General features: G+C 62.4%; 27 protein-coding genes. 10 read left to right on the top strand and 17 right to left on the bottom strand.

The features are described 5' to 3' along the window. Positions 1 to 96: 96 nt before the first annotated feature. Both NMQ11_RS03600 and NMQ11_RS03605 read right to left on the bottom strand, forming a co-directional pair. Positions 97 to 456, bottom strand: coding sequence for a group I truncated hemoglobin (locus tag NMQ11_RS03600; protein ID WP_255170030.1), 360 nt, complete (start codon positions 454 to 456; stop codon positions 97 to 99). A gap of 156 nt (positions 457 to 612) precedes the next feature. Further along, positions 613 to 1,251, bottom strand: coding sequence for a helix-turn-helix domain-containing protein (locus NMQ11_RS03605; protein ID WP_255170031.1), 639 nt, complete (start codon positions 1,249 to 1,251; stop codon positions 613 to 615). A gap of 110 nt (positions 1,252 to 1,361) precedes the next feature. Here NMQ11_RS03605 and NMQ11_RS03610 point away from each other — a divergent pair, with 110 nt between their 5' ends. Then, the gene (locus NMQ11_RS03610; RefSeq protein ID WP_255170032.1) at positions 1,362 to 1,565 is read left to right on the top strand and encodes a hypothetical protein; all 204 of its coding nucleotides are present in this window, start codon (positions 1,362 to 1,364) and stop codon (positions 1,563 to 1,565) included. A 24-nt stretch (positions 1,566 to 1,589) separates the two neighbouring features. On the opposite strand, the gene NMQ11_RS03615 is transcribed toward NMQ11_RS03610, so the two are convergent. Continuing rightward, a complete protein-coding gene (locus NMQ11_RS03615) occupies positions 1,590 to 2,552 on the bottom strand; it encodes a D-2-hydroxyacid dehydrogenase (protein ID WP_255170033.1) in 963 nt (320 codons plus the stop codon). 146 nt (positions 2,553 to 2,698) lie between these two features. On the opposite strand from NMQ11_RS03615, the gene NMQ11_RS03620 reads away from it, so the two are divergent. Continuing rightward, positions 2,699 to 2,938: a DUF8015 family protein gene (locus NMQ11_RS03620; protein WP_255170034.1), complete on the top strand. Its 240-nt coding sequence runs from the start codon at positions 2,699 to 2,701 to the stop codon at positions 2,936 to 2,938. 28 nt (positions 2,939 to 2,966) lie between these two features. On the opposite strand, the gene NMQ11_RS03625 is transcribed toward NMQ11_RS03620, so the two are convergent. Further along, a complete protein-coding gene (locus NMQ11_RS03625) occupies positions 2,967 to 3,752 on the bottom strand; it encodes an enoyl-CoA hydratase/isomerase family protein (protein WP_255170035.1) in 786 nt (261 codons plus the stop codon). A 110-nt stretch (positions 3,753 to 3,862) separates the two neighbouring features. Between NMQ11_RS03625 and NMQ11_RS03630 the strand changes: the two genes are divergently transcribed. Together NMQ11_RS03630 and NMQ11_RS03635 are read left to right on the top strand one after the other, a co-directional pair. Further along, positions 3,863 to 4,354: an SRPBCC family protein gene (locus tag NMQ11_RS03630; protein ID WP_255170036.1), complete on the top strand. Its 492-nt coding sequence runs from the start codon at positions 3,863 to 3,865 to the stop codon at positions 4,352 to 4,354. A gap of 45 nt (positions 4,355 to 4,399) precedes the next feature. Then, the gene (locus NMQ11_RS03635) at positions 4,400 to 4,972 is read left to right on the top strand and encodes an FAD-dependent oxidoreductase (RefSeq protein ID WP_255170037.1); all 573 of its coding nucleotides are present in this window, start codon (positions 4,400 to 4,402) and stop codon (positions 4,970 to 4,972) included. Between the two features lie 3 nt (positions 4,973 to 4,975). Here the strand turns inward: NMQ11_RS03635 and NMQ11_RS03640 are convergent, their stop codons facing one another. Continuing rightward, on the bottom strand, positions 4,976 to 5,842 hold the full coding sequence (locus NMQ11_RS03640) for a DMT family transporter (RefSeq protein ID WP_255170038.1): 867 nt from the start codon (positions 5,840 to 5,842) through the stop codon (positions 4,976 to 4,978). Positions 5,843 to 5,921: 79 nt separating this feature from the next. Here NMQ11_RS03640 and NMQ11_RS03645 point away from each other — a divergent pair, with 79 nt between their 5' ends. Next, positions 5,922 to 6,833, top strand: coding sequence for a DMT family transporter (locus NMQ11_RS03645; protein ID WP_255170039.1), 912 nt, complete (start codon positions 5,922 to 5,924; stop codon positions 6,831 to 6,833). Between the two features lie 40 nt (positions 6,834 to 6,873). Here the strand turns inward: NMQ11_RS03645 and NMQ11_RS03650 are convergent, their stop codons facing one another. The 5 genes from NMQ11_RS03650 to NMQ11_RS03670 all read right to left on the bottom strand — a co-directional run bounded on the left by NMQ11_RS03650 (position 6,874) and on the right by NMQ11_RS03670 (position 9,809). After that, on the bottom strand, positions 6,874 to 7,320 hold the full coding sequence (locus tag NMQ11_RS03650) for a hypothetical protein (RefSeq protein WP_255170040.1): 447 nt from the start codon (positions 7,318 to 7,320) through the stop codon (positions 6,874 to 6,876). A 55-nt stretch (positions 7,321 to 7,375) separates the two neighbouring features. Next, a complete protein-coding gene (gene queC, locus NMQ11_RS03655) occupies positions 7,376 to 8,137 on the bottom strand; it encodes a 7-cyano-7-deazaguanine synthase QueC (protein ID WP_255170041.1) in 762 nt (253 codons plus the stop codon). Positions 8,138 to 8,156: 19 nt separating this feature from the next. Continuing rightward, on the bottom strand, positions 8,157 to 8,921 hold the full coding sequence (locus NMQ11_RS03660) for a 7-carboxy-7-deazaguanine synthase QueE (RefSeq protein ID WP_255170042.1): 765 nt from the start codon (positions 8,919 to 8,921) through the stop codon (positions 8,157 to 8,159). Further along, positions 8,921 to 9,394 (bottom strand): 6-pyruvoyl trahydropterin synthase family protein, encoded by a 474-nt coding sequence (locus tag NMQ11_RS03665; protein WP_255170043.1) that lies wholly within the window; start codon positions 9,392 to 9,394, stop codon positions 8,921 to 8,923. The genes NMQ11_RS03660 and NMQ11_RS03665 overlap by 1 nt, the downstream gene beginning before the upstream one ends. Before the next feature lie 61 nt (positions 9,395 to 9,455). Then, on the bottom strand, positions 9,456 to 9,809 hold the full coding sequence (locus tag NMQ11_RS03670) for a winged helix-turn-helix domain-containing protein (protein ID WP_255170044.1): 354 nt from the start codon (positions 9,807 to 9,809) through the stop codon (positions 9,456 to 9,458). 123 nt (positions 9,810 to 9,932) lie between these two features. Between NMQ11_RS03670 and NMQ11_RS03675 the strand changes: the two genes are divergently transcribed. Beyond that, a complete protein-coding gene (locus NMQ11_RS03675) occupies positions 9,933 to 10,622 on the top strand; it encodes a competence/damage-inducible protein A (protein WP_255170045.1) in 690 nt (229 codons plus the stop codon). 8 nt (positions 10,623 to 10,630) lie between these two features. Here NMQ11_RS03675 and NMQ11_RS03680 read toward each other — a convergent pair whose 3' ends face one another. Continuing rightward, positions 10,631 to 10,756 (bottom strand): hypothetical protein, encoded by a 126-nt coding sequence (locus NMQ11_RS03680; RefSeq protein WP_255170046.1) that lies wholly within the window; start codon positions 10,754 to 10,756, stop codon positions 10,631 to 10,633. A gap of 95 nt (positions 10,757 to 10,851) precedes the next feature. Between NMQ11_RS03680 and NMQ11_RS03685 the strand changes: the two genes are divergently transcribed. The 3 genes from NMQ11_RS03685 to NMQ11_RS03695 all read left to right on the top strand — a co-directional run bounded on the left by NMQ11_RS03685 (position 10,852) and on the right by NMQ11_RS03695 (position 14,775). Continuing rightward, a complete protein-coding gene (locus NMQ11_RS03685; protein WP_255170047.1) occupies positions 10,852 to 11,925 on the top strand; it encodes an ATP-NAD kinase family protein in 1,074 nt (357 codons plus the stop codon). Positions 11,926 to 12,348: 423 nt separating this feature from the next. After that, positions 12,349 to 13,380 carry a phosphate signaling complex PhoU family protein gene (locus NMQ11_RS03690; protein WP_255170048.1) on the top strand — a complete coding sequence of 344 codons (1,032 nt, stop codon included), beginning with the start codon at positions 12,349 to 12,351 and terminating at the stop codon, positions 13,378 to 13,380. 147 nt (positions 13,381 to 13,527) lie between these two features. Beyond that, positions 13,528 to 14,775 carry a tyrosine-type recombinase/integrase gene (locus tag NMQ11_RS03695; RefSeq protein WP_255170049.1) on the top strand — a complete coding sequence of 416 codons (1,248 nt, stop codon included), beginning with the start codon at positions 13,528 to 13,530 and terminating at the stop codon, positions 14,773 to 14,775. A gap of 4 nt (positions 14,776 to 14,779) precedes the next feature. Here NMQ11_RS03695 and NMQ11_RS03700 read toward each other — a convergent pair whose 3' ends face one another. The 3 genes from NMQ11_RS03700 to NMQ11_RS03710 all read right to left on the bottom strand — a co-directional run bounded on the left by NMQ11_RS03700 (position 14,780) and on the right by NMQ11_RS03710 (position 15,816). After that, complete coding sequence (locus tag NMQ11_RS03700; RefSeq protein ID WP_255170050.1) at positions 14,780 to 14,920, bottom strand: hypothetical protein; 141 nt, start codon at positions 14,918 to 14,920, stop codon at positions 14,780 to 14,782. 423 nt (positions 14,921 to 15,343) lie between these two features. After that, the gene (locus tag NMQ11_RS03705) at positions 15,344 to 15,481 is read right to left on the bottom strand and encodes a hypothetical protein (RefSeq protein WP_255170051.1); all 138 of its coding nucleotides are present in this window, start codon (positions 15,479 to 15,481) and stop codon (positions 15,344 to 15,346) included. Beyond that, positions 15,478 to 15,816 carry a PadR family transcriptional regulator gene (locus tag NMQ11_RS03710; protein WP_255170052.1) on the bottom strand — a complete coding sequence of 113 codons (339 nt, stop codon included), beginning with the start codon at positions 15,814 to 15,816 and terminating at the stop codon, positions 15,478 to 15,480. Before NMQ11_RS03710 ends, NMQ11_RS03705 begins: the two co-directional genes overlap by 4 nt. Before the next feature lie 467 nt (positions 15,817 to 16,283). On the opposite strand from NMQ11_RS03710, the gene NMQ11_RS03715 reads away from it, so the two are divergent. Next, the gene (locus NMQ11_RS03715; protein ID WP_255170053.1) at positions 16,284 to 16,481 is read left to right on the top strand and encodes a hypothetical protein; all 198 of its coding nucleotides are present in this window, start codon (positions 16,284 to 16,286) and stop codon (positions 16,479 to 16,481) included. A gap of 63 nt (positions 16,482 to 16,544) precedes the next feature. Here the strand turns inward: NMQ11_RS03715 and NMQ11_RS03720 are convergent, their stop codons facing one another. The 3 genes from NMQ11_RS03720 to NMQ11_RS03730 form a co-directional block, all read right to left on the bottom strand. Beyond that, entirely contained in the window at positions 16,545 to 17,969 is a 1,425-nt protein-coding gene (locus NMQ11_RS03720; RefSeq protein WP_255170055.1) for a hypothetical protein, read from the bottom strand. Between the two features lie 23 nt (positions 17,970 to 17,992). After that, positions 17,993 to 20,344, bottom strand: coding sequence for an MrcB family domain-containing protein (locus NMQ11_RS03725; RefSeq protein ID WP_255170056.1), 2,352 nt, complete (start codon positions 20,342 to 20,344; stop codon positions 17,993 to 17,995). Between the two features lie 182 nt (positions 20,345 to 20,526). After that, complete coding sequence (locus tag NMQ11_RS03730) at positions 20,527 to 21,564, bottom strand: Cdc6/Cdc18 family protein (RefSeq protein ID WP_255170057.1); 1,038 nt, start codon at positions 21,562 to 21,564, stop codon at positions 20,527 to 20,529. Positions 21,565 to 22,112 lie beyond the last annotated feature (548 nt).

Raw genomic sequence — 22,112 nt, forward strand, 5'->3', positions numbered from 1 at the left:
GACACCGACCGGGATAAATGCCAGCCCGGATCGCTGATTCGTGGACGGCCGCCGGCGAATCGAGGCCGACCGACCGTCTCGGAATCGATCGATCGGTTACCGGTTGAGCACCGGGTCCTTGAGCGCGACGACCTCGGACATGATCGCGTCGACGTTGGCCTCGTCGACGCCGTTCTCCCGGAGCGCCGCCTCGAGGTGCGCGCCGACCGCGTCGAAGTCCGCCTCCTCGATGTTCAGGTGGGCGTGCGCCTCGCGCATACCCGACCCCGTGTACTCGACCGGGCCGCCGGTGACGGCGCTGATGAACTGGACCTGGTGGGCGCGCAGTTCGGTCATGTCCATCCCCTCGAAGTACGGCTGTAGCTGTTCGTCCGCCAGGACGCGGTCGTAAAAGTCCGCGACGACCGCTTCGACCGCCTCTCGCCCGCCGATCTCGTGATACACGACGTGTGCCATTATCTCGGGTGAACCTCGGTACCGACTTCGGATACGCGCTGTTCCTCACACGCTCGGGGTTATTTATATCACTGATCTGTGTTATCATCCGACGTGAGGGTGAGGAGCGACGAGCGCCGGCCGGCGCCGGGATTCGAGGCGGGGTTCCCCCGGCGATCACGTCTCGAGGAGCTGGTCGAGCAGCTTCGACTGGGCGACCGCGAGGTGCTCGACGAACGTCGCCGATGAGATGTCGAGCGCCGCCGCGACGTCGCGGGAGGTCGCCTCTTTGGGCGATTCGAAGTACCCCATCTCGTGGGCCGTCTCGAGGACCTCGTACTGGCGGTCGGTGAACGCGTCCCGGTCGACGAGCGCGAGCGAGCCGTTTTCACCCCCGAGGCCCGACCGGGTGAGCCGACGGACGTGGACCTCGCCACACGACGAGCGGAGGTCGGTGACGACCGCCCGCACCGTCTCGAGGTCGGGCGCGATAAACGAGAGGCGGAGCTGGCCCCCCACCGCCTCGAGATCCCGGATCGGACAGCCGTGGTCCGGAACCCGCTGACAGGGACAGCCGCCGTCGTGGGAGTAGCGGTACACCGCCCGCGAGCCGTCGGCGAAGACCGGTTCCCCGAGCGGCGACTCGACCGCCTCGGAGCCGCCGTTTGCGACCGTTAGCTCGCCGACGACGGCGTCGTCCTGCCGTCGGCCGACCGTGAGCGACTCGATTTCGACGTCGGTACTCGCCGCCGAGATCGGACACGCGCTCGCGTCGCTCACGGCGAGTTGAACGCGGATACCCGTTCCGGAGCCCATAGCAGACCCCAGCGGCCGTCCGGCAATAAGTGGCCCCGTTCCGGCCGATTCTCGAGCGGGCTGCGTGCGCTTGCAGCGGTCGTTTGTCGCCGGGTCTCGTTACCGCAGCCATGAAACGGAATCGTGCGATCCCGGCGGGACCGCTGGCGGCTGCGGTCGTCGCGAGCCTCGCGCTCGCGGTCGGGCTCCGGCTGCTCGCACCGGAGTGGCACGGCGGTATCGCACTCGGCGCCGCCGCCCTCGCGCTGGTGGTCGTCCTCGTCGGAGCGCACGTGCTGGGTGGCGCCTCGAGCGACGACGACGCGGGCGCGTGAGCCAGGGGACAAGCGGCGGGCCGATCAGACGACCTGGTTCTCGAGGTCCGTCGCCTCGCCCGTCTCGCGCACCCGCTCGACGTTCGTCGCGACGACGTCGGCCAGCCGTTCGTAGTACGCCGGCGTGAAACCGGCGTTGTGCGGCGTGATGCGAACGTTCTCGAGCCCCCAGAGGGGATGATCCTCGGGGAGCGGCTCGGGATCCGTGACGTCGAGGGCGGCACCCCGGAGGTTGTTGCCGCGCAGCGCCGCGAGCAGGGCGTCGGTGTCGACGACCGGTCCCCGGGCGACGTTGACGAGGACGGCCGTCGGCGGGAGCGTGTCGAGCGCCGCCTCGTCGATCAACCCGCGCGTCTCGTCGGTCAGCGGGCACGCCAGCACGAGGTAGTCGGTGCGGGCGAACGCCGCGTGGAGGTCGTCGTCGTAGCCGTACACCTCGTCGACCGGCCCGCCCTTCTCGGGGGAGTGGCGGACGCCGATCGACTCGACGCCGAACGGCTCGAGGCGCGCACAGATCGCGGTGCCGAGCGCGCCGAGGCCGACGACGGTCACCGTCGAGCCCTGCAGTTCGTGGGTGCGGTAGTGGCGCCACTCGCGGCGACGCTGGCGGCGCTCGCCGACGTGGAACCGCCGGACGAACGCGAGGGTCGCGCCGAGGACGTGCTCGCCGATGTTCGGCCCGTGGACGCCCGAGGCGTTGGTGACGGCGACGCCCCGTTCGGCGAGTCGATCCATCGGGAGGTGGCCCGTCCCCGCGTAGGCGCAGGCGAACACCTCGAGATCGCGGGCTCCCTCGAGCGTCGCCGGCTCGAGGTCCAGTCCGGTGACGAACCGGGCGCTCTCGACCAGTTCGCGCTCCTCTTCGGGAGTGTGCGCGCGTCGGATCGTACAGTCGGGGAGCCGTTCCTCGAGTGCGGCGACGTACTCGCTCACCGGAACGCCGTGGACGCCGCGCCGAAGGACGACGACCTCGAACTCGTCGGTCATGCGTCCGTGCTTGTGGGGAGACACCAAGAAGCATACGCTTCGAGCCGTGCTGAGAGTCGTCGTTTGCGACAGTTTCTCACGCTCCGGGAACCGTCCGACGGACTACGCCGGCGCGCAGCAAACGTTCACTCGGGAGGTGAACCGAGATGGACTACTACGACACGCCCCTTGCCGCGATCCCGCGGATTGTCGTCCTCGGCGTACTCGTGAGCCTCCACTCGGCGGTCGCGTTCTCCCAGGGCCTCGTCGGCGGGAGCCTGGTCGCGATGGTCCTCGTGATCGACCTGCTCTTTCGAAACCCGCCGCTCGAGTCGACGCCGGTCGCGATGGCGGCCGTGGCACTCGTGGGGCTGGGCTGGGTGCTCGCGCTTCTGGCGGTCCTGTGAGCGAGCGCGGCGGTGAGCCGTGGCTCGGCTATCGGCCTTCGAACCCGGCTCGCTCCTTCTCGAAGAATCCCTCCAACCCCGCGGCGTAATCGGCCGTCTCGGCCAGACCCGTGATCCGCCGTTTTTCGGTTGCGAGGTGGCCCTCGAGGTCCGCGGTCGTCGACTCCCGCAGCAGCGTCTTGATCTCCGCGTACGCGAGCGTCGGGCCGCTCGCGAGCCGGTTTGCGAGCTCCGCGAGACGGTCTGCGAACTCGTCCGCTGGAACCGCTTCGGTCGCCAGCCCCAGATCGACGGCGTCCGCGGGCCCGATCGGCTCGTCCAAGAGCGCGAACCGCTGGGCCTCCCGGTAGCCGAGCAGCCGCGGCAGGAACCAGGTCGCACCGCCGTCCCCCGAGAGGCCGATCTTCGGGTAGGCGTACTCGAGTCGGGCGTCCTCGGAGATCACCACCACGTCGCCCACAAGCGCAAGTCCCAGCCCGCCGCCGGCGACGACGCCGTTGATCCCGGTCACGACCGGTTTCGGCGCGCCCGCGATCGCCCGGACGGCCCTGTGCAGCGGCGTCGCGATCGCGCCGATCCGCTCGGCGTCGCTCGCATCGCCCTCGAGCGTCGAGAGGTCGGCGCCGGTGTTGAACGCGCCCCCGGTACCGGTGAGGACGAGACAGCGCACGTCGTCGTCGGCCGACAGCGACTCGAGCGCGTCGGCCAGGTCGCGGGCCATCGCCGCGTCCATCGCGTTGTGTCGCTCCGGGCGATCCATCACGATTCGGCCGACGCCGTCGTCGATCTCGAGTGAGAGGTGGTCCGTGTCCATGCGGGGTCGTGGGACGGACGGCGAGAAAAAGCGGCCGGTTCGCGGTCGACCCCTTCGGTCGTTGTCCGGCAGGCCGCGACGTTTTCACGACCTCCGCCGTACACGGTAGTATGCCGACGTACGAACGCGAGACGACGATCCGCGCGCCGCTCGAGGACGTCTGGGAGTTTCACTCGACCGTCGCCGGCCTCGAGGCGCTGACGCCGGCCTGGCTCGGGTTGCACATCGAACGGGTCGTCGGCCCCGACGGCGAGGCCGAGCCGGACGTGCTCGAGGCCGGTTCGGAGATCGACCTGTCGCTCCAGCCGCTCGGTCTCGGGCCGCGCCAGCACTGGACGTCGCTTATCGTCGAACGCGAGCGCGAAGACGGCGTCGCGTACTTCCGCGACGAGATGATCCGCGGCCCGTTCGACCGGTGGGTGCACACCCACGCCTTCTACGCGGACGGCGACGAGACGCTGCTCAGGGATCGGATCGAGTACGAACTCCCCCTCGGCGACCTCGGGCCGCTCGACTCGCTCTCCCGGGTCGGCTTCGAGCCGATGTTTCGCGGGCGCCACCAGACGACGAAGGAGTTACTCGAGGAGTCCGACCGCCGGTGAGGCGTCGGCCATACGTTTATCCGACGGCTCGTTGTCCGCCCCGGTATGGCACACGTCATCATCGTCGGCGGCGGCCCCGCGGGGCTGAGCGCCGGCCTGTTCACCGCGAAGAACGGCCTCGAGACGACCCTCTTCGACACCGGCAAGACGTGGATGCACAAGGCACATCTGTTCAACTACCTCGGAATCGAGAGCCGCGACGGCTCGCAGTTCGTGGACGACGCCCGCGAGCAGGTCGACGAGTTCGGCGTCGAGCGCGTCCAGGGCGAACAGGTAACCGCGGTCGAGGAAACCGACGACGGCTTCAGCGTCGCCACGGAGGGCGACGACGGGGTGTCGGACGCGTACGAAGCCGACTACGTGATCTTCGCGACCGGGACGAACCGCGGGCTCGCCGAGGAACTGGGGTGTGAGACGACCGCGGAGGGGCCGATCGAGGTGAGCATCGACATGGAGACCAGCGTCGACGACGCCTACGCGGTGGGCGCGACCGCTCGCGCCGAGAAGTGGCAGGCGATCATCTCCGCCGGCGACGGCGCGGCGGCGGCCCTCGACGTCCTGAGCAAGGAGGAAGGCGAGAAGTTCCACGACTTCGACACGCCCGCGGACGCGGAGTAACCCTCAGGCCCCGCCCCGGTGGATGAGGACGACGCCGGCGACGACGAGCGCGCCGCCGGCGAGCGTGACCGCCGTCACCGGCTCCGCGAGGACGAGCGCCCCGAGTGCGACCGTGACGGCCGGTTCGACCGTGCTGAGGATGCTCGCCCGGCCGGCGCCGACCCTCGAGAGGCCGGCGAAGAACGCCAGCACGGGGATCGCCGTCGCGATCACGCCGAGGCCAAGGGCGATCCCCCACCCGGCGGCGCTGGTCGGCGCCGCGAGCGAGTCCGTCGCGAGTCCGAGGACGACGAAACTCGCCGCCGCCGCCGGTAACACGAACGCGCTCAGCGTAACGGAGTCGACCGTCGCGAGCGCCCGCTGGCTCACGACGATGTACGTGGCGTAAGCGAGCGCAGAGCCTAGAACGATGGCGACCCCGCGGGGATCGGCGCCGGTGGGGTCCGCGCCGGTGATGAGCGCGACCCCGCCGATCGACAGCGCCAGCGCGAGGAGGAGTCCCCGCGTCACCCGGTCGGGAGCCGTCACGGCGACGAAACAGACCACGAACGCCGGGTACGTGTAGAGGACGATCGCGACGAGTCCGGCCGTGAGGTACTCGAGGCCCAGGAAGTAGAGCCCGCTCATCGTGGCGTAGCCGAGGGCGCCGAGACCGAGGGCGGTGAGGAGGTCCCGACCCCCGAGAAACCGGAGGCGACCGCGGAGCCAGAGCAGCCCCCACAGCACGACCGCCGCGATGGCGAACCGGAGGGTGAGAACCGTCGGAATCGAGAGCCCCTCGGCGGCGGCGAGCACGCCGAAGATTCCGAGGGTCCCGAAACTCGCCGCCGAGACGAGCACGAGCGCGACGCCGACTGCCTCCTCGTCCATGTACCACGGCTGGCGGGCGTCGGCAAAAACGTCCCGACAGCCCCCGCTTTCGCTACTGCTTTAGGGTACCACGCGACATATGCGCGACGTGTATTCGAAAGCGGACCTCGAGGTGACGCCGGCGGCCGCGCTGGCGTTCGCGATCTTCGCCGCGAGTACCAGCGCGATCCTGGTCCGCTGGAGCCACGCGCCGAGCTCCGTCGCGGCGTTCTACCGCGTGCTGTTCACGACGGTGCTCGTCGCCCCCATCGCCCTGATTCGCCACCGTGAGGAGTTCTCCCGGCTCTCCCGGCGCGACCTCGGCTTCGCGATCGTCGCGGGCGTCGCGCTCGCGGTCCACTTCGCGGCCTGGTTCGAGAGCCTGAACCACACGAGCGTCGCCGCGAGCGTGACGCTGGTCCAGACCCAGCCGATCTTCGTCGCGGTCGGCGCCGCCGTGCTCCTCAAAGAGCGCGTCCACCGGATGACCGTGATCGGCATTCTCGTCGCCATCGTCGGCGCGGCGGCGATGTCCTTCGGCGACGCCGGGGAAGCGCCGATCTCCGACGCCACCCTGTACGGCAACTCCCTCGCCGTCCTCGGGGCGATCACCGTCGCCGGCTACGTCCTCGCGGGGCGGGCGATCCGCCAGCGCGTCTCGCTGTTTCCGTACGTCACCGTGGTGTACACCGCCTGTACGATCACCCTGTTCGCGCTCGTCGGCGCCCAGGGCCACGGCTACCTCGAGTATCCGCCCCGCGAGTGGTTGCTCTTTCTCGCGATGGCCGTCGGCCCCGGCGTCCTCGGCCACACCATCGTGAACTGGGTGTTGAAGTACCTCGAGTCGGTGGTCGTCAGCGTCGCCTGGCTCGGTGAGCCGGTCGGGGCGACGATCCTCGCGCTCGTGTTGCTCGCGGAGGTTCCCGACGCGATCACCGTTATCGGGGGACTGGTCGTCCTCGCCGGGATCTACGTGACGACCGTGGAGCGAGAGCGGCGGGCGGGCGGCTAGCGGTGCGACTGGCAGATGCGGGTGCGGAACCGCCGCCGTCTCAGTCGCCCGCCCGCGGCGGATCGGCGCCTCGCGGGAGCGGGCGCATTCCGTCGTGAAGGGGTGAGACGAGCCGGCAGCTGTAGACGGCCAGCGCCGCGAGGACGGCCGCGACGAGAAACAGCACCGTCGGTATCGCGAGGCTGACGGACTCGGGCAACGAGAACAACGCGCCGCCGCCGAACAGCAGCGTCGTGAGCGCGCCGACCCGGCCCGGAGCTAAGCCAGCGATTCGGTCGTGGTAGTGGGCGACGGACAGGTAGCCGGCGAGCGTACCGAGAGAAACGGCGAGCCAGCTCTCGCGGGGGTGAGGGATGCCGGTGTTGCCGTGGGCGATCCAGAGCACCAGCGCCAGGGCGGCGAGGAGTGCGACGACCTCCCAGCGCCGGCCCGTCGGCGTCGTCCACTCGCCGTCGTCGCGGAACCACTCGATGACGGAGGGACTCATCGCCGTTCAGTTAGCTGCAGTGACAGTTGAGCCTTTCCGTCGCGACCGCGGCCCGCTACCGGTCCGCCGTCGACGCCGGCGGCCGCTCGGCGTACTCGATCGGGTCCCGGACCCCGACGTTCCGGAACGCCTCGAGCCGGTACGCGCACGAATCGCACGTTCCGCAGGCGGGCTCCGCCGCGCGATAGCACGACCAGGTGTGTTCGAACGGGACCTCGAGTTCGACCCCTCGGCGGGCGATCTCCGTTTTCGACCAGTCGACGAACGGCGCCTCGACGGCGATCTCGGTCTCCGGTTTCGTCCCCGCGTCGACGACACGCTCGAAGGCCTCGAAGAAGGCGGGGCGACAGTCGGGATACCCCGCAAAATCCTCGCTGTGTGCACCGATGAACACTGCCTCACAACTCTCGGCTTCGGCGTAGGAGACCGCCATCGCGAGCAGGTTGGCGTTGCGAAACGGGACGTAGGTGTTCGGGATCTCCTCGCTCTCCGTGTCGGCGTCGGCGATCGCGAGATCCTCGTCGGTGAGACTCGAGGCGCCGATCGCCGAGAGGTGATCGGTCTCGAGGGTCAGGAAGTCGACCACCTCGAGTCCGGCGGCGAGCCGGCGAGCGCACTCGAGTTCCCGGCGCTCGGTTCGCTGGCCGTAGGAAGTGTGTAACGCGAACAGTTCGTAGCCGCGCTCGCGGGCCTCGTAGGCGGCGGTGGCGCTGTCCATGCCGCCCGAGAGGAGGACGACTGCGCGTTTCTGCGTCGAATCGGCGGTCGGTTCGCTCGCTTCGGCGGTCGGTTCGGTTAATTCGGTATCGTCAGTCATGGTGTACGAGGGGTCACGGTCAGGTTTCTGGCGCGTCGTTCCACAGGTCGACGTGCAGCCGCGGCGTGTACCGGAAGCCGTACTCCATCGCCAGTGCGGCGACCGTCTCCCGCGTTTCGGCGAGTCGGTCCCTGGTCGCGCCCTCCGGCATCAGGAGGACGCGGTCGTCGGGGATCGACGCCGACGCCTCCGCCCGCAGGTCCGAGAGCAACTCGAGGATCTCGGGGAGGTCCGTCCCGTCCGTGACGACGAACTTGAGCTGGAAGTCGTAGGCGTCGACGAGCGCGACGAGCGCCTCGAGGTCGATCCGGTCGCGCTCGTGGCGTCCGGTCCACCCGCCGGGGTCGACGCCAGCGGGGGTGCGCTCGGCCGTCGGCGTGCTCGAGGCGAGTTTCGGGCTGATCGAGGCGAGGTCGATCGGTGCGTCCCGGTAGATCGTCCCGTTGGTCTCGACGGTGGTGTGGTAGCCGCGAGTGGAAAGGCGCTCGAGGAGGTCGACGCAGCGGTCGGACAGCAGGGGCTCGCCGCCGGTGAGCACGACGTGGTCCGGGTCGTGAGCGTCGACCTCGGCGAGGATCTCCTCGAGCCCCATCCAGGCGTGAGTCGGCTCCCAGGAGGTGTGCGCGGAGTCACAGAACCAGCAGCGGAGGTTACAGCCGCTGGTTCGGACGAAGACGGAGGGGACGCCGGCCAGCACCCCCTCGCCCTGCAAGGAGGAGAACAGTTCGTTGATCGGGAGGGCGTCGGCCGGCCGCTCGCGCGAGTCAGCGTCCGTGACGGGCATTACAACACACCACTACCGCAGAGTTCGCCGGTCTCTGCGACCTCCACGGCGACGTCGTGGACGTTGTCGCCGAGGGCGTCCTCGAGGCGACCCTCGAGGACGAGACTCATCACCTCCGCCGTCGGCGGCGCGTCGAGTACGACGAGCGCGTCGCCGTCGCCCGCCGCTTCGAAGGCGTCGATCAGGGGGTCGCCCGCCTCGAGCAGGAACATGTGATCCCACTCGGAGAGCACCGCGGTAATCTCCCCCTTGTCGGCGATCCAGCCGTCTGCGGTCAGCTCGCCGACGACGGTCACGGTGATCTCGTAGTTGTGGCCGTGCGGACGGGCGCACTTCCCGTCGTGGTGTCGGAGACGGTGGCCCGCGCTGATCCTGATCGGGCGGTCGCGGCCGACGTGGAGTGTCCGGCGCGCACCGGCCGATTCCGTCGCGTTCGAGGAGGTGGCCGCCGAACGTTCGACTCGTTGAGCCATACCCGAGTATTCCCACAGGAATACTTGAATCTGACCGATCGACGGTCGCGGCTGGCGCCGGTTAGCGCCGCAACTGGTCCTGGAGCCGATTTTTCGCCTCGGTTCGGCGTTTGCGGGAGAACTGCGGGCCGTCGTCGCAGAAGTCGACCTCGAGTTCGTCGAGCGTTCGACGATAGATGTTCGTCCGGCGGCCCTCCTCGGAGAGCGTCCGCCCCTCACACTCGAGCAGGCCGGCGTCGACCAGTTCCTCGATGCGCCGGTAACAGGTCGCGATCGGAATCTCGATGTCCTCGCTCAACGCCTGGGCCGACTTCGGGGTGTCGGCCGCACAGAGGATTTCCGCGCTGTATTTGCTCCCGAGTGCCGAGAGAAGTGTCGTCGATTCACCGTCCTGGCTCCAACCACCATATCTCATCGGTACAGACTATTCTGATTATCAGAAGTGAATCTTGTGGTTATCAAGAGTGTCCATTTATATAGGGTCGTGTCGGCTCGGCGACGACGAGATACATTTGAGCCGCCGTCACGAACGGGGGGTATGAACGTCGCGATCGTGACAGTCGGTGACGAACTCCTCGCGGGACGAACGACGAACACGAACGCCGCGTGGCTGTGTGCGCGACTCACAGACCGGGGCGTCTCGGTCGAACGTGTGACGACGGTTCCCGACCGGGTCGGCGACATCGCCCGCGTGGTCAACGAGTACCGCGCCGAGTACGACGCGGTCGTCGTCACCGGCGGCCTGGGTCCGACCCACGACGACCTGACCATGGAGGGCGTCGCCGCCGCGCTCGGCCGCCCCCTCGAGCACCACGCCGAGGCCCTCGAGTGGCTCACCGAGACGGGCGGCTACGCCCGCGAGGACCTGACCGAGGGGACCGCGGACCTCCCGCGTGGTGCGCGGGCGCTTCACAACTACGCCGGCGTCGCACCCGGGGCCGTCCTCGAGGGCGTCTACGTCCTCCCCGGCGTCCCGGCGGAGATGCAGGCGATGTTCGACTCGGTCGCCGACGAGTTCTCGGGACCGGCGACGTACCGCGAGGTGGTCGTCGCCGACGAACCCGAGAGCGCGCTGCTCGACCGGCTCGAGGCCGTCCGCGAGGAGTTCGACGTCTCCGTCGGCAGCTATCCCGGCGAGTCGGTGCGAATCGCACTCGAGGGGAGCGACGAGACGACGGTCCAGTCGGCGGCGGCGTGGCTCCGCGAGCGGGTGACTCAGTCCGAGTGACGGGCCGCTTACCGGTAGAGGTACAGCAACCAGACGACGGTGATCACGAGGCCGACGAGCAACACGCCCCAGCCGGCGATCTCCATCGGCAGCGCGGGCTCGGTCTCGAGGAGCACGGACGAGAGTTCGTTCATGCTCGCCGATGCGTCCGCGCCCCTCTTAACGTTTCAGAAACCGGCCCGGCCGCGAAGCCACACAGGCTTTTGACTCGGCCCGCGAACGGAGGGGCATGGAGTCACTCGGCGTCGTCGTCAACCCGATCGCCGGCATGGGCGGCCGGGTCGGACTGAAGGGAACCGACGGAAAACTCGAGGAGGCGCGCCGCCGCGGCGCCGAGCCTCGAGCGCCCGAGCGCGCCGCGGAAGCGCTCTCGGCGTTCGCCCGCCGCGCGGGCGACGGTGTGACGGTGTATACGGCGAGCGAACCGATGGGGGAAGCCGCCGTCCGGGCGGCCGGATACGACCCCGAACTCGTGTACGACCCCGATGGCGAGGAGACGACTGCCGCCGACACCCGCGCGGCGGTCCGGGCGTTTCTCGAGCGGGGAGTCGACCTCGTGTTGTTCGTCGGCGGAGACGGCACCGCCGTCGACGTCGCCGCGGTGCTCGAAGCCGACGGGGGCGAGACGCCGATGCTCGGCGTTCCCGCCGGCGTCAAGATCTACTCGTCGGTGTTCGGAGTGACCCCGGCCGACGCCGGCCGGATCGCCGCTGACTTCGATCGCACCGAACACCGGGAGGTCAACGACATCGACGAGGACGCCTACCGGGCGGGCGAGGTCCGCGCGGAGCTCAGAGCCGTCGTCCCCGTCCCGGTCGCTCAGGAACTCCAGTCGAGCAAGCAGCTCTCGAGCGGCGGCGTCGAGACGCTGGCCGCCGGCTTCGCCCGCGACGTCGACCCCGAGACGACGTACGTGTTCGGCCCGGGGAGCACGGTGGGCGCGATCGAGGCCGAACTCGGCATCGACGGCTCGCCGCTCGGCGTCGACGTCTGGCGGGACGGCGAGTTACTCCTCCGCGACGGTTCCGAGGCGGAGATCCTCGAGGCGATCGCTGAACCGACGGCGATCGTCGTCTCGCCCATCGGCGGACAGGGGTTCGTCTTCGGTCGGGGAAACCATCAGATCTCGCCGACCGTGATCGGGCGGGCGACCGAGGTCGAGATCGTCGCCTCGGGGGAGAAACTCGACGGAGTCGGCGCGCTCCGCGTGGACACCGACGACGAGGAGCTCAACGAGGAGCTTCGCGGCTGGACGCAGGTCAGGACCGGCCGCTTCACGACGCGGCTGATCAAGGTCCTGTGACGATCGCAGTTGCCGGCCTCGAGCGGACCGGGTACCGACCCGTTGTTAATAGCTGCACAGGTGAACACGTACGCTGATTGGGGAGACGCCGCTGGTGATAGATAACGGGAACCGGCCCGGAACACCGGAAGACGTCCCCCAACCTTCGTACGTCCCCCCAGACCGACCGTCTTTCCCCGGTGTCCTGGCGCCGTCCCGTACCGACGAATCGACACACGACCATCCCGCGACACACTCCCCTGCTTCCGTTTTCGGCCCGTACAACCGCTCGAGAGGGAGGACACTCCTTCAGCGTCCCGTACTCGATCGACAGTAGCCACACGAAGCGAACCTGTCGACGTCACCCCCATGTATATTACCACCAACCGGGAGTATACTGAGCATATAGTCAGGATTAAGGTCGGTTGCCCCGTAGCGAGGGCCATGGAAACGCGGAAAGTACAGCGGCTCGGCCCCTCGACGCTGGCGATGACGCTCCCCGCGGAGTGGGCGTCGAAACACGGCGTCGAGAAGGGCGACGAGGTCTCACTCCGGGTCGGTAGCAAGGGAACGCTCACGGTGCTATCGGAGTCGGCCAGCTCCGAGGAGACGGAAGCGATCATCCACGCGGACAACCTCGACGCGCGGTCCGTCGAGCGCGCGATCGTCGCACAGTACGTCCTCGGTCGGCGCGTCATCCGCATCGAGTGCTCCGAGGGCGCTCTCGAATCGGACCACATCAACGCCGTCTACCGCGCCGAAACGCAGCTGATGGGGCTCGGCGTCATCGAGGAGACTCCCGAGAGTATCTCGATCCGGTGTTCGGTCGACCCCGAGGACTTCACCCTCGACAACCTCTTAGAGCGCCTCGAGCGAACCGGGCGGACGATGCGCGGGGAGGCGATCAAGGCGCTCGCCCACGGCAACGCCGACCTCGCCCAGCGCGCGTTAAACCGGGAGCGACAGGCGAACAAGATCTTCGTTCTCCTGCTGCGGCTGATCTTCACCGCCTACCAGAACCCGAACCTGGCGCGGGCGGTCGGCCTCGACGACGGCTTCCCGCTGATCGGCTACCGATCGATCGCGAAGAACCTCGAGTTGACCGCAGACAACGCCGAGGACATCGCCGACATCGTGATGGAGACCAACGGCCACACCCTCGATGTCGACAGTTCAGTGATGCGCGAGATCAGGGAGCTGACCGAGGAGGTCGACGAGATCACCGCCCTCGCCGTCGAATCCGCCGTCGAGCGCGACTACGACAAGACGATCCAGGTCAGAGAGCGCTTCCACGACATCGCCGACCGCGAGCGCGAGATCCTCGCCGACCTGCCGGAGATGGCGAACGACGAACTCCTCGAGGTCCGCGAGGTGCTCGTCAGCCTCCAACAGACCGCCCAGTACGCGATGCGAAACGCGGAGATCGCGGCCAACCTCGCGCTCAACGAGGAGTCAGAACACACGACGATCAACTGACCGCACCGATCGTTCGGCTCGTCGCCTGAAGAGCGATGTCGACTCGAGTCAGTGACAGCGGTTCACGATGCGGAATCGAAACAGAGTAGTCCCGGGCGGACTATTCACAGAGTCTTCATAGTCCCACACTGCGTCATGTAGAATATCGTGACGAACGTCGACGACATTCAAGGGTACGGGCGCAAGTTCGATAACCAACTCTCGAAGCTCGCTGACGCCGATATCGACGAGAACGACCGACAAGCAATCGAGCGATTCATCCGCCATGAAGACGCCCAAGACGACGTCAACACGGGTACGATGGTCTCCCACCTCAACCGGCTCCGACTCTCCGCTGAACGAGCGGACGTCCCATTGGTTGAGATGGAGCTCGAGGACGTCGACGTGTTCCTCTCGCGGCTCAAACGCGAATACGACCTCTCGGAAGGAACGCGGCGCAACTACCGCAAGGCCCTGCGCGTCTTCTTCCGCTGGCGCGGTGTCGATTGGGCCGAGGACATCAAGATTGGTGCCTCGCCGAAGCGCTCTGTGGATCCGAACGATCTCCTGAGCGATGAGGAGATCAAATCGCTCCTCGAGGCTGCGGGCAATCCCCGAGACAAGGCCCTGGTCGCCTTGCTCGATGACACTGGATTGCGTATCGGTGCCATTGGCTCGCTTCGCATTGGCGATCTCGAGTTCGGCGAGCGAACAGCAACCATCCACATCAACGAGGACGCAAACGTCAAGGACGCGTCCGGGCCGAAGCCGCTGACGTGGTCGCGAGGGTACGTCGCCAACTGGCTCGACATGCACCCGCGTGCGGACGATCCCAATGCAGCGCTCATGCACAAGATCGAGCGGTGGAGCGACGATGAGGACGGCGCACTCACCCAACAATACCTGAGCCGGCGTATCAAACTCATCGCCGAGCGTGCCGACCTCGATACCGACCGCGTGCACACGCACCTGTTCCGAAAGACTGCTATCTCGCGCTGGATTCGCGAAGACATGAGCGAGCAGGTCATCAAACACCGCGTCGACTGGGCGAAGGATTCCCAGCAGTTCGAGACCTACTCCGGAGTCCGGGATGAGGAGATGAACGACCAGATCCTCGAGCACTACGACATCGTCGAACCCAGCGAGGAGCGTTCGAAGAAACTCGAGACCTGTCCCGTCTGTCACGCAGCCCTGCGCGGCGGGGAATTGTTCTGCCCGGGGTGTGCAACACCGATCACCGACCAGGCATCCGAGACCAGCGAACAGTTGCAGTCCTCGGCTCGAGACTACCTCGTCGACGAACAAGACACCAGTAAACGCTCGGCCGCGGCGAACGTTGTCGATGCTGCCGAGAACGACCCCGAACTCGCTTCCGCCCTTGCCAAGGAGTTCCAACGGCTGGCCGGAAACGACTGACGCGTCACTCATCGAGTTCACCTACAACACGGAGGACAGCCCGACAGGCTGCTCCGATTTCGTCGTCTCGTTCGGCAAGCTCTTCGATTTCGTCTGGATGTTGTTTATAGGCGTCTACTGCAGTAGGTTGTTTGCTCTGGCTCATTGGTCGAGTCCCTCACAATCACAGTCACCGATCACGAGACAGCCACAGTCACAGCGCTGAATCGTCTCTATACGACTGAGTTCTTCATGGCCGCCGTCAGCTCGGATTACCTGCCCGCTCGCGAATGCGTTCTTCTGTGAATTGCTGAGCATCCACTCATCGGGGAGTTTTCCCCGAAGACCGGCAAGGACAATCCAGAGGTCGGCATCCGGACGCCAGCGAAGTCGGTGGCTTGCATCCTCGAGTACATTGGCAGCTCCAGGTAGCGTCACCGGGATATCGTTCTCGGTGGGTTGGTCGTCGGTGTCGTCGTTGGGTGTGGGTTCGTCAGTATAGGCCTCCAGGCGACCGTAGTACTTCTCGAGACGGTCAGGGCAGACACTGAGTCCGTGGCCTGGTACCCCACAAAACGAACACGGCATATCAGACCGCCACCTGCTCCCAGTTATCCGCCGTTAGCTTGAGATCCTGGGCAATCTCTCGAAGATCCTCTGCCTCGAGGTTCTGTTCGTGGCGACGGATTGCTGAGCGAACATCGTCGCGAAACTCCTCCGAACTCATTGGTCGCCCCGTGAGACCCACACCGTTCGGTGGTTGAGAACGCCGCGTCCGTTCGCAGTGAGCTCGTACGTGTTCGTTCGCCTGTCGAGTGTTCCTTTCTCGACGAGGTCGTACTCGACAAGAGTATCGAGGTTTGGATAGAGCCGCCCGTGGTTGATCTCTTTTCCAAGGGCGTCTTCGAGAGCGTCCTTGAGATCCGAGCCACTTGGTGGCGTTGTCGCTTCGAGATCGCGGACTGCAACGAGCAAGTCGATTTGGAAGAGCGTCAGCTCGTGTGCGAGTGCGGGTTGGTTGGAGTCGGTGCGTTTACGATTGTGGTGGGTATCTGTACTCATGGTCATGGGCTGTGTGGGGTCGGTTTTCCGTCCCACACTGTGTACATCTGTGACCCGCGAAACAGCCGAGGCGTGCTATGCTTTGGAAGGTTGAGCGCGCCTCGGCATGTGTCGCGAGTAGCTGATTATTCGGTACGGCTGTGTTTCTAATAGGCCTACCTGGGTCATTTCCGAGAGTTCCGTGAGTACGGAGATTTCGGATCATCTGTGTCCCAGTGGTGATATGCCCCCGTTCGCTATTTCCGAGAGTTGGTATCTGCGGTGGGTATTTCGGTGACCTATTTCGACTGATGAATGTCGTCATTAGCCTTACCGGCTTGTTGCTCATTTCAGCGAACTGTGCGTCAGCAGGCGCGTTTCTGTCATCGGCGCCATCGAAATCATGAACTCGGGGAGACACCTTAGGATTTGTCATCCCTGATGCCAGGATGACAAAATCTATGGGACGTGCTTTCCTACGAGACGATATGAGTGATGGAGAGGAGGTTCGGGTTACGTTTCGGGCAGATAGGAAGCGGATCGAGTATCTTGATTGGCTAATCGACCAACGAAACGCTAAGCTCCCACCAGGGTCAGATGAGAAAGTGGTGAGAAGCGATCTCCTTCGCGAGCGAGTTGACGAGTTAATCGAAGATCTCGAAGAGGAACTGGACGAAAAGACATAGAGAACGGGCGGTACCAGTTACCCGGACTAAGCGTGTGGGGAAATCTCCAGGCGAACACCAGTGCTAAAAGGGCCGTGGAAATTCTTGATCGATATCTAAGATAGTGACTGGTCCTTCAGGATCACGAGAAGGGTCGACTCTATCAACACAGAGGAATCCATGCACGGACGCGGCATCTAGTTCGTCTACCTCGGTGACGAAATATGGGAACTCGTTGCCGTTAGAGGCACGAGCAAATAAGAGGTACCGATACAACTCCTCGAGACCGTTTGCTGCGGTTGATGCTTTCCGAGTGTACTTGACCTCACCAATTGCAATATCGGTAACAGTATCGTCATCAAACCGAAGGAGAACAAAATCCGGTCGCCGTTCTTTTTTTCGTGAGGCAGATTTTCCAAAGACACCTTTTCGTTCACTTTCTCGGAGAGTGAGCCAACGTGCTGTCCGTGCCAGATATCGGTCTTCTCCTGAGAAGGAGAGATCTGGTTCACGATCTCCATACGACTCACCGAAATCGAATCGATTCCCACCATTCCAATCGTGATAGAGTTCGTACCGTGCGCCTTGGAACTCCCATGCGGCGATACAATGAGTCCCATTTGTGACCAGATTCCGTTGTGCGGCATCGTACGTATCCAAGAGCTTATAGATCCAATACAGTTCGAAAAAGACTGGTGTATCATCCTTGCCCCAGGTATCACTTTCTGCAGGATGGAGGAGTTGCCGTCCTAACAATTGCTTTGCCTCAGTTGGATCGATATCGTGATCCATCAGATTCCGATACCGTTGCAGAAGTATCGCAGCCTCGCGATAGAGTTCCTCGCGAGATTCAAGGACATTGCGGATAGTTCGATCAGATACCGTCCCCAGAGTTTGACGGTCAGCATCTAACTCTGAGAGATGTACATTCGAACGAGCATCGTCGAGATATGATACAAGACGGCCATCATCCTCCCAACTCTGGAACCAGTCGATTTCATTATGATTCTCGATGATTGAGGTTGCTGTCTTGTATGAGTTAGAGATCGAGTTCAATAGCTCCCAGAGGACGAGATTTTCGGGAATGCTGGCAGTCTCTTCTGCTAGCTGGCAAGCAAATCGTGTATCATCGATCGAGCCGCTGTAATAGCGCTGTTTTATCGTCTCGTTCCAGTCAATACGTCCCCTTACTTCGCCATCGAACATCCGAATTTCTCGCGCGGTAGTAGTGCGGAGGTGTCGGATTCGTTGGGGCAACAGCGAGAGGAAGTCTTGTATCCCAATCGGGGTTTCTGGCGGCCGGGAGTCCACTCCCCTCGGTAGGAGTGAACCAGAAAGAATGAAATGGATCTCGAGGAGGTCATCGAGATTGTTGATGTTGAGATCAGGATCAATGTTTTGGAATACAGAGTCAGCAGCGACGCCTTTGCTGAGATAGACGCTAAATTGGTGTGCAATCTCCTCGAGGAGGTGATCCAGGGGCGTCCGATCGTCAATTGGATTAGCCATGATTCATCACGTGCTGTGAGTGGTTACACTCCATCAACGTCAACTCCGAAGTACTCCTCGACGAATCGGGTGATCTCTTCGATATCAATTTGGGCGTCGTGATCACTGTTGTACTCACGAAGTTTCGCGACGAACTCCCGTTGCTCACCTTTTGGAAGCCCTTCCAGTTGTGGCATAACATGCATGATGATTGGGTCTGTAAGCGTCGCGATGGTGGAACGCTGATAATCCGCAAGAATGTCTCGGAGAATCGCCGGTCCAATCGGACGAACCGAATTGATCGTTTCCCATAGCGCTGCAATACGAGTTGCAGTCTCATCGTTGATGCGCTCGTCAAACCAGCCCTCCGTATAGTCTTGAATCAGAGAGGGAGTGATCTCTTCTGGAATTGGAACTGGAATGAACGCAAATCGGCGCATAAAGGCATAACTGAGTTGATAGAGCGATGTCTTATCATACGTATTCATCGTCCCTATCAACCTCCAGTCATCGGGAATGAAATAGACGTCTTCGTGGATAGGACGATCACTATCCCGGGTAGGGCCCCCGACCAGCGTTATCTGTGACTCCTGGCCCTCAAAAGGAAGTTGAACCGTTTCACCGGTTAGCGCTGATAACAGCGATCCAAACGCTTTATCGATGTCTGCTCGATTGAGTTCATCAATTATCAGCCATTCTGAACTCGGTTCAGCAGAATCTTCAGTTTGGAAGCGGTTCAAAAACAGTCCGGGGTGGAACTTCAACTGACTATCCTGTTGTGGACGATAGCCACCAATTGTATCAAACGTAGACCAGTCAGAGGTAGCCGTTACCAGCTCGTGATTCTCCGTTCCGGCGTAATGGTCTGCAACATGGCGTGCCAATTTCGTTTTGCCGGTCCCAGGTGGTCCTGTCAAGATGAGATGCTTTCCATTGGAGATCGTCGTTTCGATACGGTTGATGAGTGTTTCCTCAAGATCATCTGGAAACACGAGATTCGATGGTGACTCCAGTGGAGGCGCACCCAAAACGAGATCCTCATGAGACTGCCACCACTCAGCGTACGTCTCGGTAGTATCATCTGGCTCTGGGCCGTTGCCATTGAACTTGATCGGCGGATCTCCTGCTGGCCGCCCATCATCAAGGCGTCTGTATCCAAACTGATTCACTATGTCAGATATGAAGGCATCTGAGTCGTCAATGAGTTCGAGGACGACCATTCGTCTCGCAACCGCCCCAAGGAAATGATCCACCTCTGCTTTGAAGGGGCCAATCGTCCAGTTATGGAAGATTTTCTTACCATCCTTTAAGCAGTTCACCGCAACCCCTTCAGGAGCAAACTCGCTCCACTCTACTCGAACAAAGCGCTTATGGCCAGTCTCAGCACATTCACCGGAGCCGACCTTCGACGGATCGTCAATCTCCTCCATCGTTTCATAGTGAGTTTTAGTAACGTGGCCCATGCCGAACGCGACATCTATCTTCTCATGTGGAGCACCGGCTACAATGAGATCACCTTCAGATAACTGATGCTGAAACCGGAGAAGTTGGCCTTCAGGAGAATTATGTACAAACTCTGCCTCATCTACGTCGTCATCTACGTCGAAGCCAGACGTGTCAGAATGTCCTATTGACGCGATACCGGCATCCCGCCATTCTGTCCACAGACTACCCCCTGCCGGTGAGAGTTCCCAGACTGACCGGTCGCCGATATCAATGTCTGGAATTGAATACAGGCGATCCAGCAATGTTTCGTAAATCGTTAGGAGATCTTTGAGATCAGAAACAACATCAATTTGCGTATCTCGGAGGTCATCAAGCCCATAGGCTCGATAGAGAATACACCCAGCATTGTAACTATCTGCCCGTTTTACTTCCTCCACATCATCCTCTCCGGGAGCGTTAATTGACTCTGTGAGTTCGCATTCGGCTCCGGTAAAATGCGGTGGCCAATCGACATATTGGCGATAATCCTCGGCATGGCGGCGAAGGATCTCTAACCGATTCGGAGGTGAGCTACCAAAACGACCCGATGCTCGTTGAGCCTCTGTTGCCCCCTGGTTTAGTGTAAGATACACCGTAGACGTTGCTGCATCGAATAGATAGACTACATAGATCCCTTTTTTCGTAGTTTGGGTCTCATCACGCCGTTCAATGGGGATATACGGAATATCCGCCATACCACCGCTCCCGATAGTTGGACGAATGTTGTAGTCGTCTGCCTCATCCCCAATCGCATCACTAACTACGTCTTTTGAGGTCTGTTTTACAAGATCACGAAGTTCCTCGTCTGCATCGGTATTCTCATACTCACGACCACGGCCAATTTTACTAGGTGATGGATATTCTTCTAAAATCTCATACAAAACGTTCGATAGTTCAGAAGTGGTTGACATGCCCGTGACCTATCGTTCGCATATAATTAATGTGCTGATGGACGTTCGCTATACACCCGATGTTTTCTACAGCCACAGAATTGGTTTATGGATAACTCACAACTGGGCCACCACAGATAGTAGCCAAGTGTAGGGTACCCAGTTAATGATGGGACGAAACCAATGACCGATGAGCACCGAGCCTAAACAATCGTTTCGTCCTCTGGAAGGAGAGACCGGTATTTCGTCCAGCGGGTATTACCGGTCTTCTCGAGGTAGTTGTACTCCTGGAGTTTGACGAGGATGTTCCGCCGTTGACGTTTTGTCAGTGCATCATCGCCCCATCGATGTTCGTATTGCTCGTGAAGGTCGCTGCTCGAGATTTCGGTGTCAGCTGCGTGAATCAGTACAAGAAGGGAGCGTTCGTGCTCAGTAAGTCCCTCAGTTGAATACCGCGGAGTCGTTCCCGCGGTCTCGATTGCGACCTGGACGTCTTCGTCAGTGACTGACCGTCCATCGCGATCTGCACGCTCAACCGTCTTATGAAGCGCGTCAATTGCTGTTCGTGCATCGTCGCATACAGCAGCGATTTGTTCGATTTGCTTTCGCGTTATTGCGTCGTCTCGGACACCTGCCTTGACGCGATCGCGAAGGATTTCGGTGAGTGCTCCTGTCGAGTATTCGCCAAAATGGATGTTCGTCGATCCCTGGAATCGAGAAGTGATCCGGTCGTCGAGTCGTGAAAAGAGGTCCTGTGGACGATTCGAAATCGTCACTATCGAGACGCCGTCAATCGCGTGCAGTTTGTACAGTAAGTCTTTGTCCTTCAACCGGTCGACCTCATCGAGCGCGATTACGCATGGCCGATCGATTGCATCCGTAATCCGCTGATAGAGTGTTGATTGTGCAGTTGACTGGCGATGGATGTCGACGGTGGTATCGAGCCCATCAAGGATTCGTTCGAGTGTATCGAACGGTTTGTTGTTGATCCAGCAGTTCACATAGACCGCATCCGCATCGTCAGTTCCTGTGTCGAGTTGCTCGAGGACGTGTTTGATAGAGAGCGTCTTCCCAACCCCTGGCGGGCCATACACCGTGATGATGCAGTCAAATCCCTCAAGGCCGGATTTGAGTGCTGTCGAGAACATGCTGAGTTCCGATCGGCGATGTTTGATGTCCTCTGGAACCCACCCTTCGTCAAACACCATTTTATCAGTGATGACCTCCCCCTTGGTTAGCATATGCTGTCCATCACAAGTATCTGGGATAACAGTTACCGGTGAGTTTCCGAGAGTTCCGAGAGGAATCGAAGTACCGAGAAGGGGCGGCTCAGGCAATCTCACGCCAACATCTATCGGAAATACTGTAAGCTGAATTAACCAGAGTCGCTGGCTAAGTGACCCGTATTGGTAGCGGTGACCGATGCAGCCAAGCAGGCGGTTTACTCGGATATCAGTCTTCGACCTCGATCTCTATACCCTCCTCAGTGAATTCCTCGTTGTCATCACTTCGACGGAGTAATTTGTCGATGAGGTTCATACCACAAATTTGATTTCTATATAATAATGTATATTGCTTGCATAGTTACGTCACAGACTGTACCACAAATTCACAATTTTGCGATTGGTCCGGATGACCAAGCGTGACGAAAATTGCTGGAGGCTCTATGGGCCTCGATTGATATCCGTTGCAGGCGCTGATGCTTCTATGTCGACGTTCGAGATGGGGGCACGACCGACTTCGCGCCATGAAGCGCCAGTCCATTGGCTTTCGATGCGCCATCCCTCAC

The organism is Natrononativus amylolyticus (genome assembly GCF_024362525.1).
Taxonomy (GTDB): domain Archaea; phylum Halobacteriota; class Halobacteria; order Halobacteriales; family Natrialbaceae; genus Natrononativus; species Natrononativus amylolyticus.

Bases quoted from the DNA above. Each gene is read 5' to 3' on its own strand.
- NMQ11_RS03600 (WP_255170030.1), bottom strand. From the start codon at position 456: ATGGCACACGTCGTGTATCACGAGATCGGCGGGCGAGAGGCGGTCGAA.
- NMQ11_RS03605 (WP_255170031.1), bottom strand. From the start codon at position 1,251: ATGGGCTCCGGAACGGGTATCCGCGTTCAACTCGCCGTGAGCGACGCG.
- NMQ11_RS03610 (WP_255170032.1), top strand. From the start codon at position 1,362: ATGAAACGGAATCGTGCGATCCCGGCGGGACCGCTGGCGGCTGCGGTC.
- NMQ11_RS03615 (WP_255170033.1), bottom strand. From the start codon at position 2,552: ATGACCGACGAGTTCGAGGTCGTCGTCCTTCGGCGCGGCGTCCACGGC.
- NMQ11_RS03620 (WP_255170034.1), top strand. From the start codon at position 2,699: ATGGACTACTACGACACGCCCCTTGCCGCGATCCCGCGGATTGTCGTC.
- NMQ11_RS03625 (WP_255170035.1), bottom strand. From the start codon at position 3,752: ATGGACACGGACCACCTCTCACTCGAGATCGACGACGGCGTCGGCCGA.
- NMQ11_RS03630 (WP_255170036.1), top strand. From the start codon at position 3,863: ATGCCGACGTACGAACGCGAGACGACGATCCGCGCGCCGCTCGAGGAC.
- NMQ11_RS03635 (WP_255170037.1), top strand. From the start codon at position 4,400: ATGGCACACGTCATCATCGTCGGCGGCGGCCCCGCGGGGCTGAGCGCC.
- NMQ11_RS03640 (WP_255170038.1), bottom strand. From the start codon at position 5,842: ATGGACGAGGAGGCAGTCGGCGTCGCGCTCGTGCTCGTCTCGGCGGCG.
- NMQ11_RS03645 (WP_255170039.1), top strand. From the start codon at position 5,922: ATGCGCGACGTGTATTCGAAAGCGGACCTCGAGGTGACGCCGGCGGCC.
- NMQ11_RS03650 (WP_255170040.1), bottom strand. From the start codon at position 7,320: ATGAGTCCCTCCGTCATCGAGTGGTTCCGCGACGACGGCGAGTGGACG.
- queC (WP_255170041.1), bottom strand. From the start codon at position 8,137: ATGACTGACGATACCGAATTAACCGAACCGACCGCCGAAGCGAGCGAA.
- NMQ11_RS03660 (WP_255170042.1), bottom strand. From the start codon at position 8,921: ATGCCCGTCACGGACGCTGACTCGCGCGAGCGGCCGGCCGACGCCCTC.
- NMQ11_RS03665 (WP_255170043.1), bottom strand. From the start codon at position 9,394: ATGGCTCAACGAGTCGAACGTTCGGCGGCCACCTCCTCGAACGCGACG.
- NMQ11_RS03670 (WP_255170044.1), bottom strand. From the start codon at position 9,809: ATGAGATATGGTGGTTGGAGCCAGGACGGTGAATCGACGACACTTCTC.
- NMQ11_RS03675 (WP_255170045.1), top strand. From the start codon at position 9,933: ATGAACGTCGCGATCGTGACAGTCGGTGACGAACTCCTCGCGGGACGA.
- NMQ11_RS03680 (WP_255170046.1), bottom strand. From the start codon at position 10,756: ATGAACGAACTCTCGTCCGTGCTCCTCGAGACCGAGCCCGCGCTGCCG.
- NMQ11_RS03685 (WP_255170047.1), top strand. From the start codon at position 10,852: ATGGAGTCACTCGGCGTCGTCGTCAACCCGATCGCCGGCATGGGCGGC.
- NMQ11_RS03690 (WP_255170048.1), top strand. From the start codon at position 12,349: ATGGAAACGCGGAAAGTACAGCGGCTCGGCCCCTCGACGCTGGCGATG.
- NMQ11_RS03700 (WP_255170050.1), bottom strand. From the start codon at position 14,920: ATGAGCCAGAGCAAACAACCTACTGCAGTAGACGCCTATAAACAACAT.
- NMQ11_RS03705 (WP_255170051.1), bottom strand. From the start codon at position 15,481: ATGAGTTCGGAGGAGTTTCGCGACGATGTTCGCTCAGCAATCCGTCGC.
- NMQ11_RS03710 (WP_255170052.1), bottom strand. From the start codon at position 15,816: ATGAGTACAGATACCCACCACAATCGTAAACGCACCGACTCCAACCAA.
- NMQ11_RS03715 (WP_255170053.1), top strand. From the start codon at position 16,284: ATGAGTGATGGAGAGGAGGTTCGGGTTACGTTTCGGGCAGATAGGAAG.
- NMQ11_RS03720 (WP_255170055.1), bottom strand. From the start codon at position 17,969: ATGGCTAATCCAATTGACGATCGGACGCCCCTGGATCACCTCCTCGAG.
- NMQ11_RS03725 (WP_255170056.1), bottom strand. From the start codon at position 20,344: ATGTCAACCACTTCTGAACTATCGAACGTTTTGTATGAGATTTTAGAA.
- NMQ11_RS03730 (WP_255170057.1), bottom strand. From the start codon at position 21,564: ATGCTAACCAAGGGGGAGGTCATCACTGATAAAATGGTGTTTGACGAA.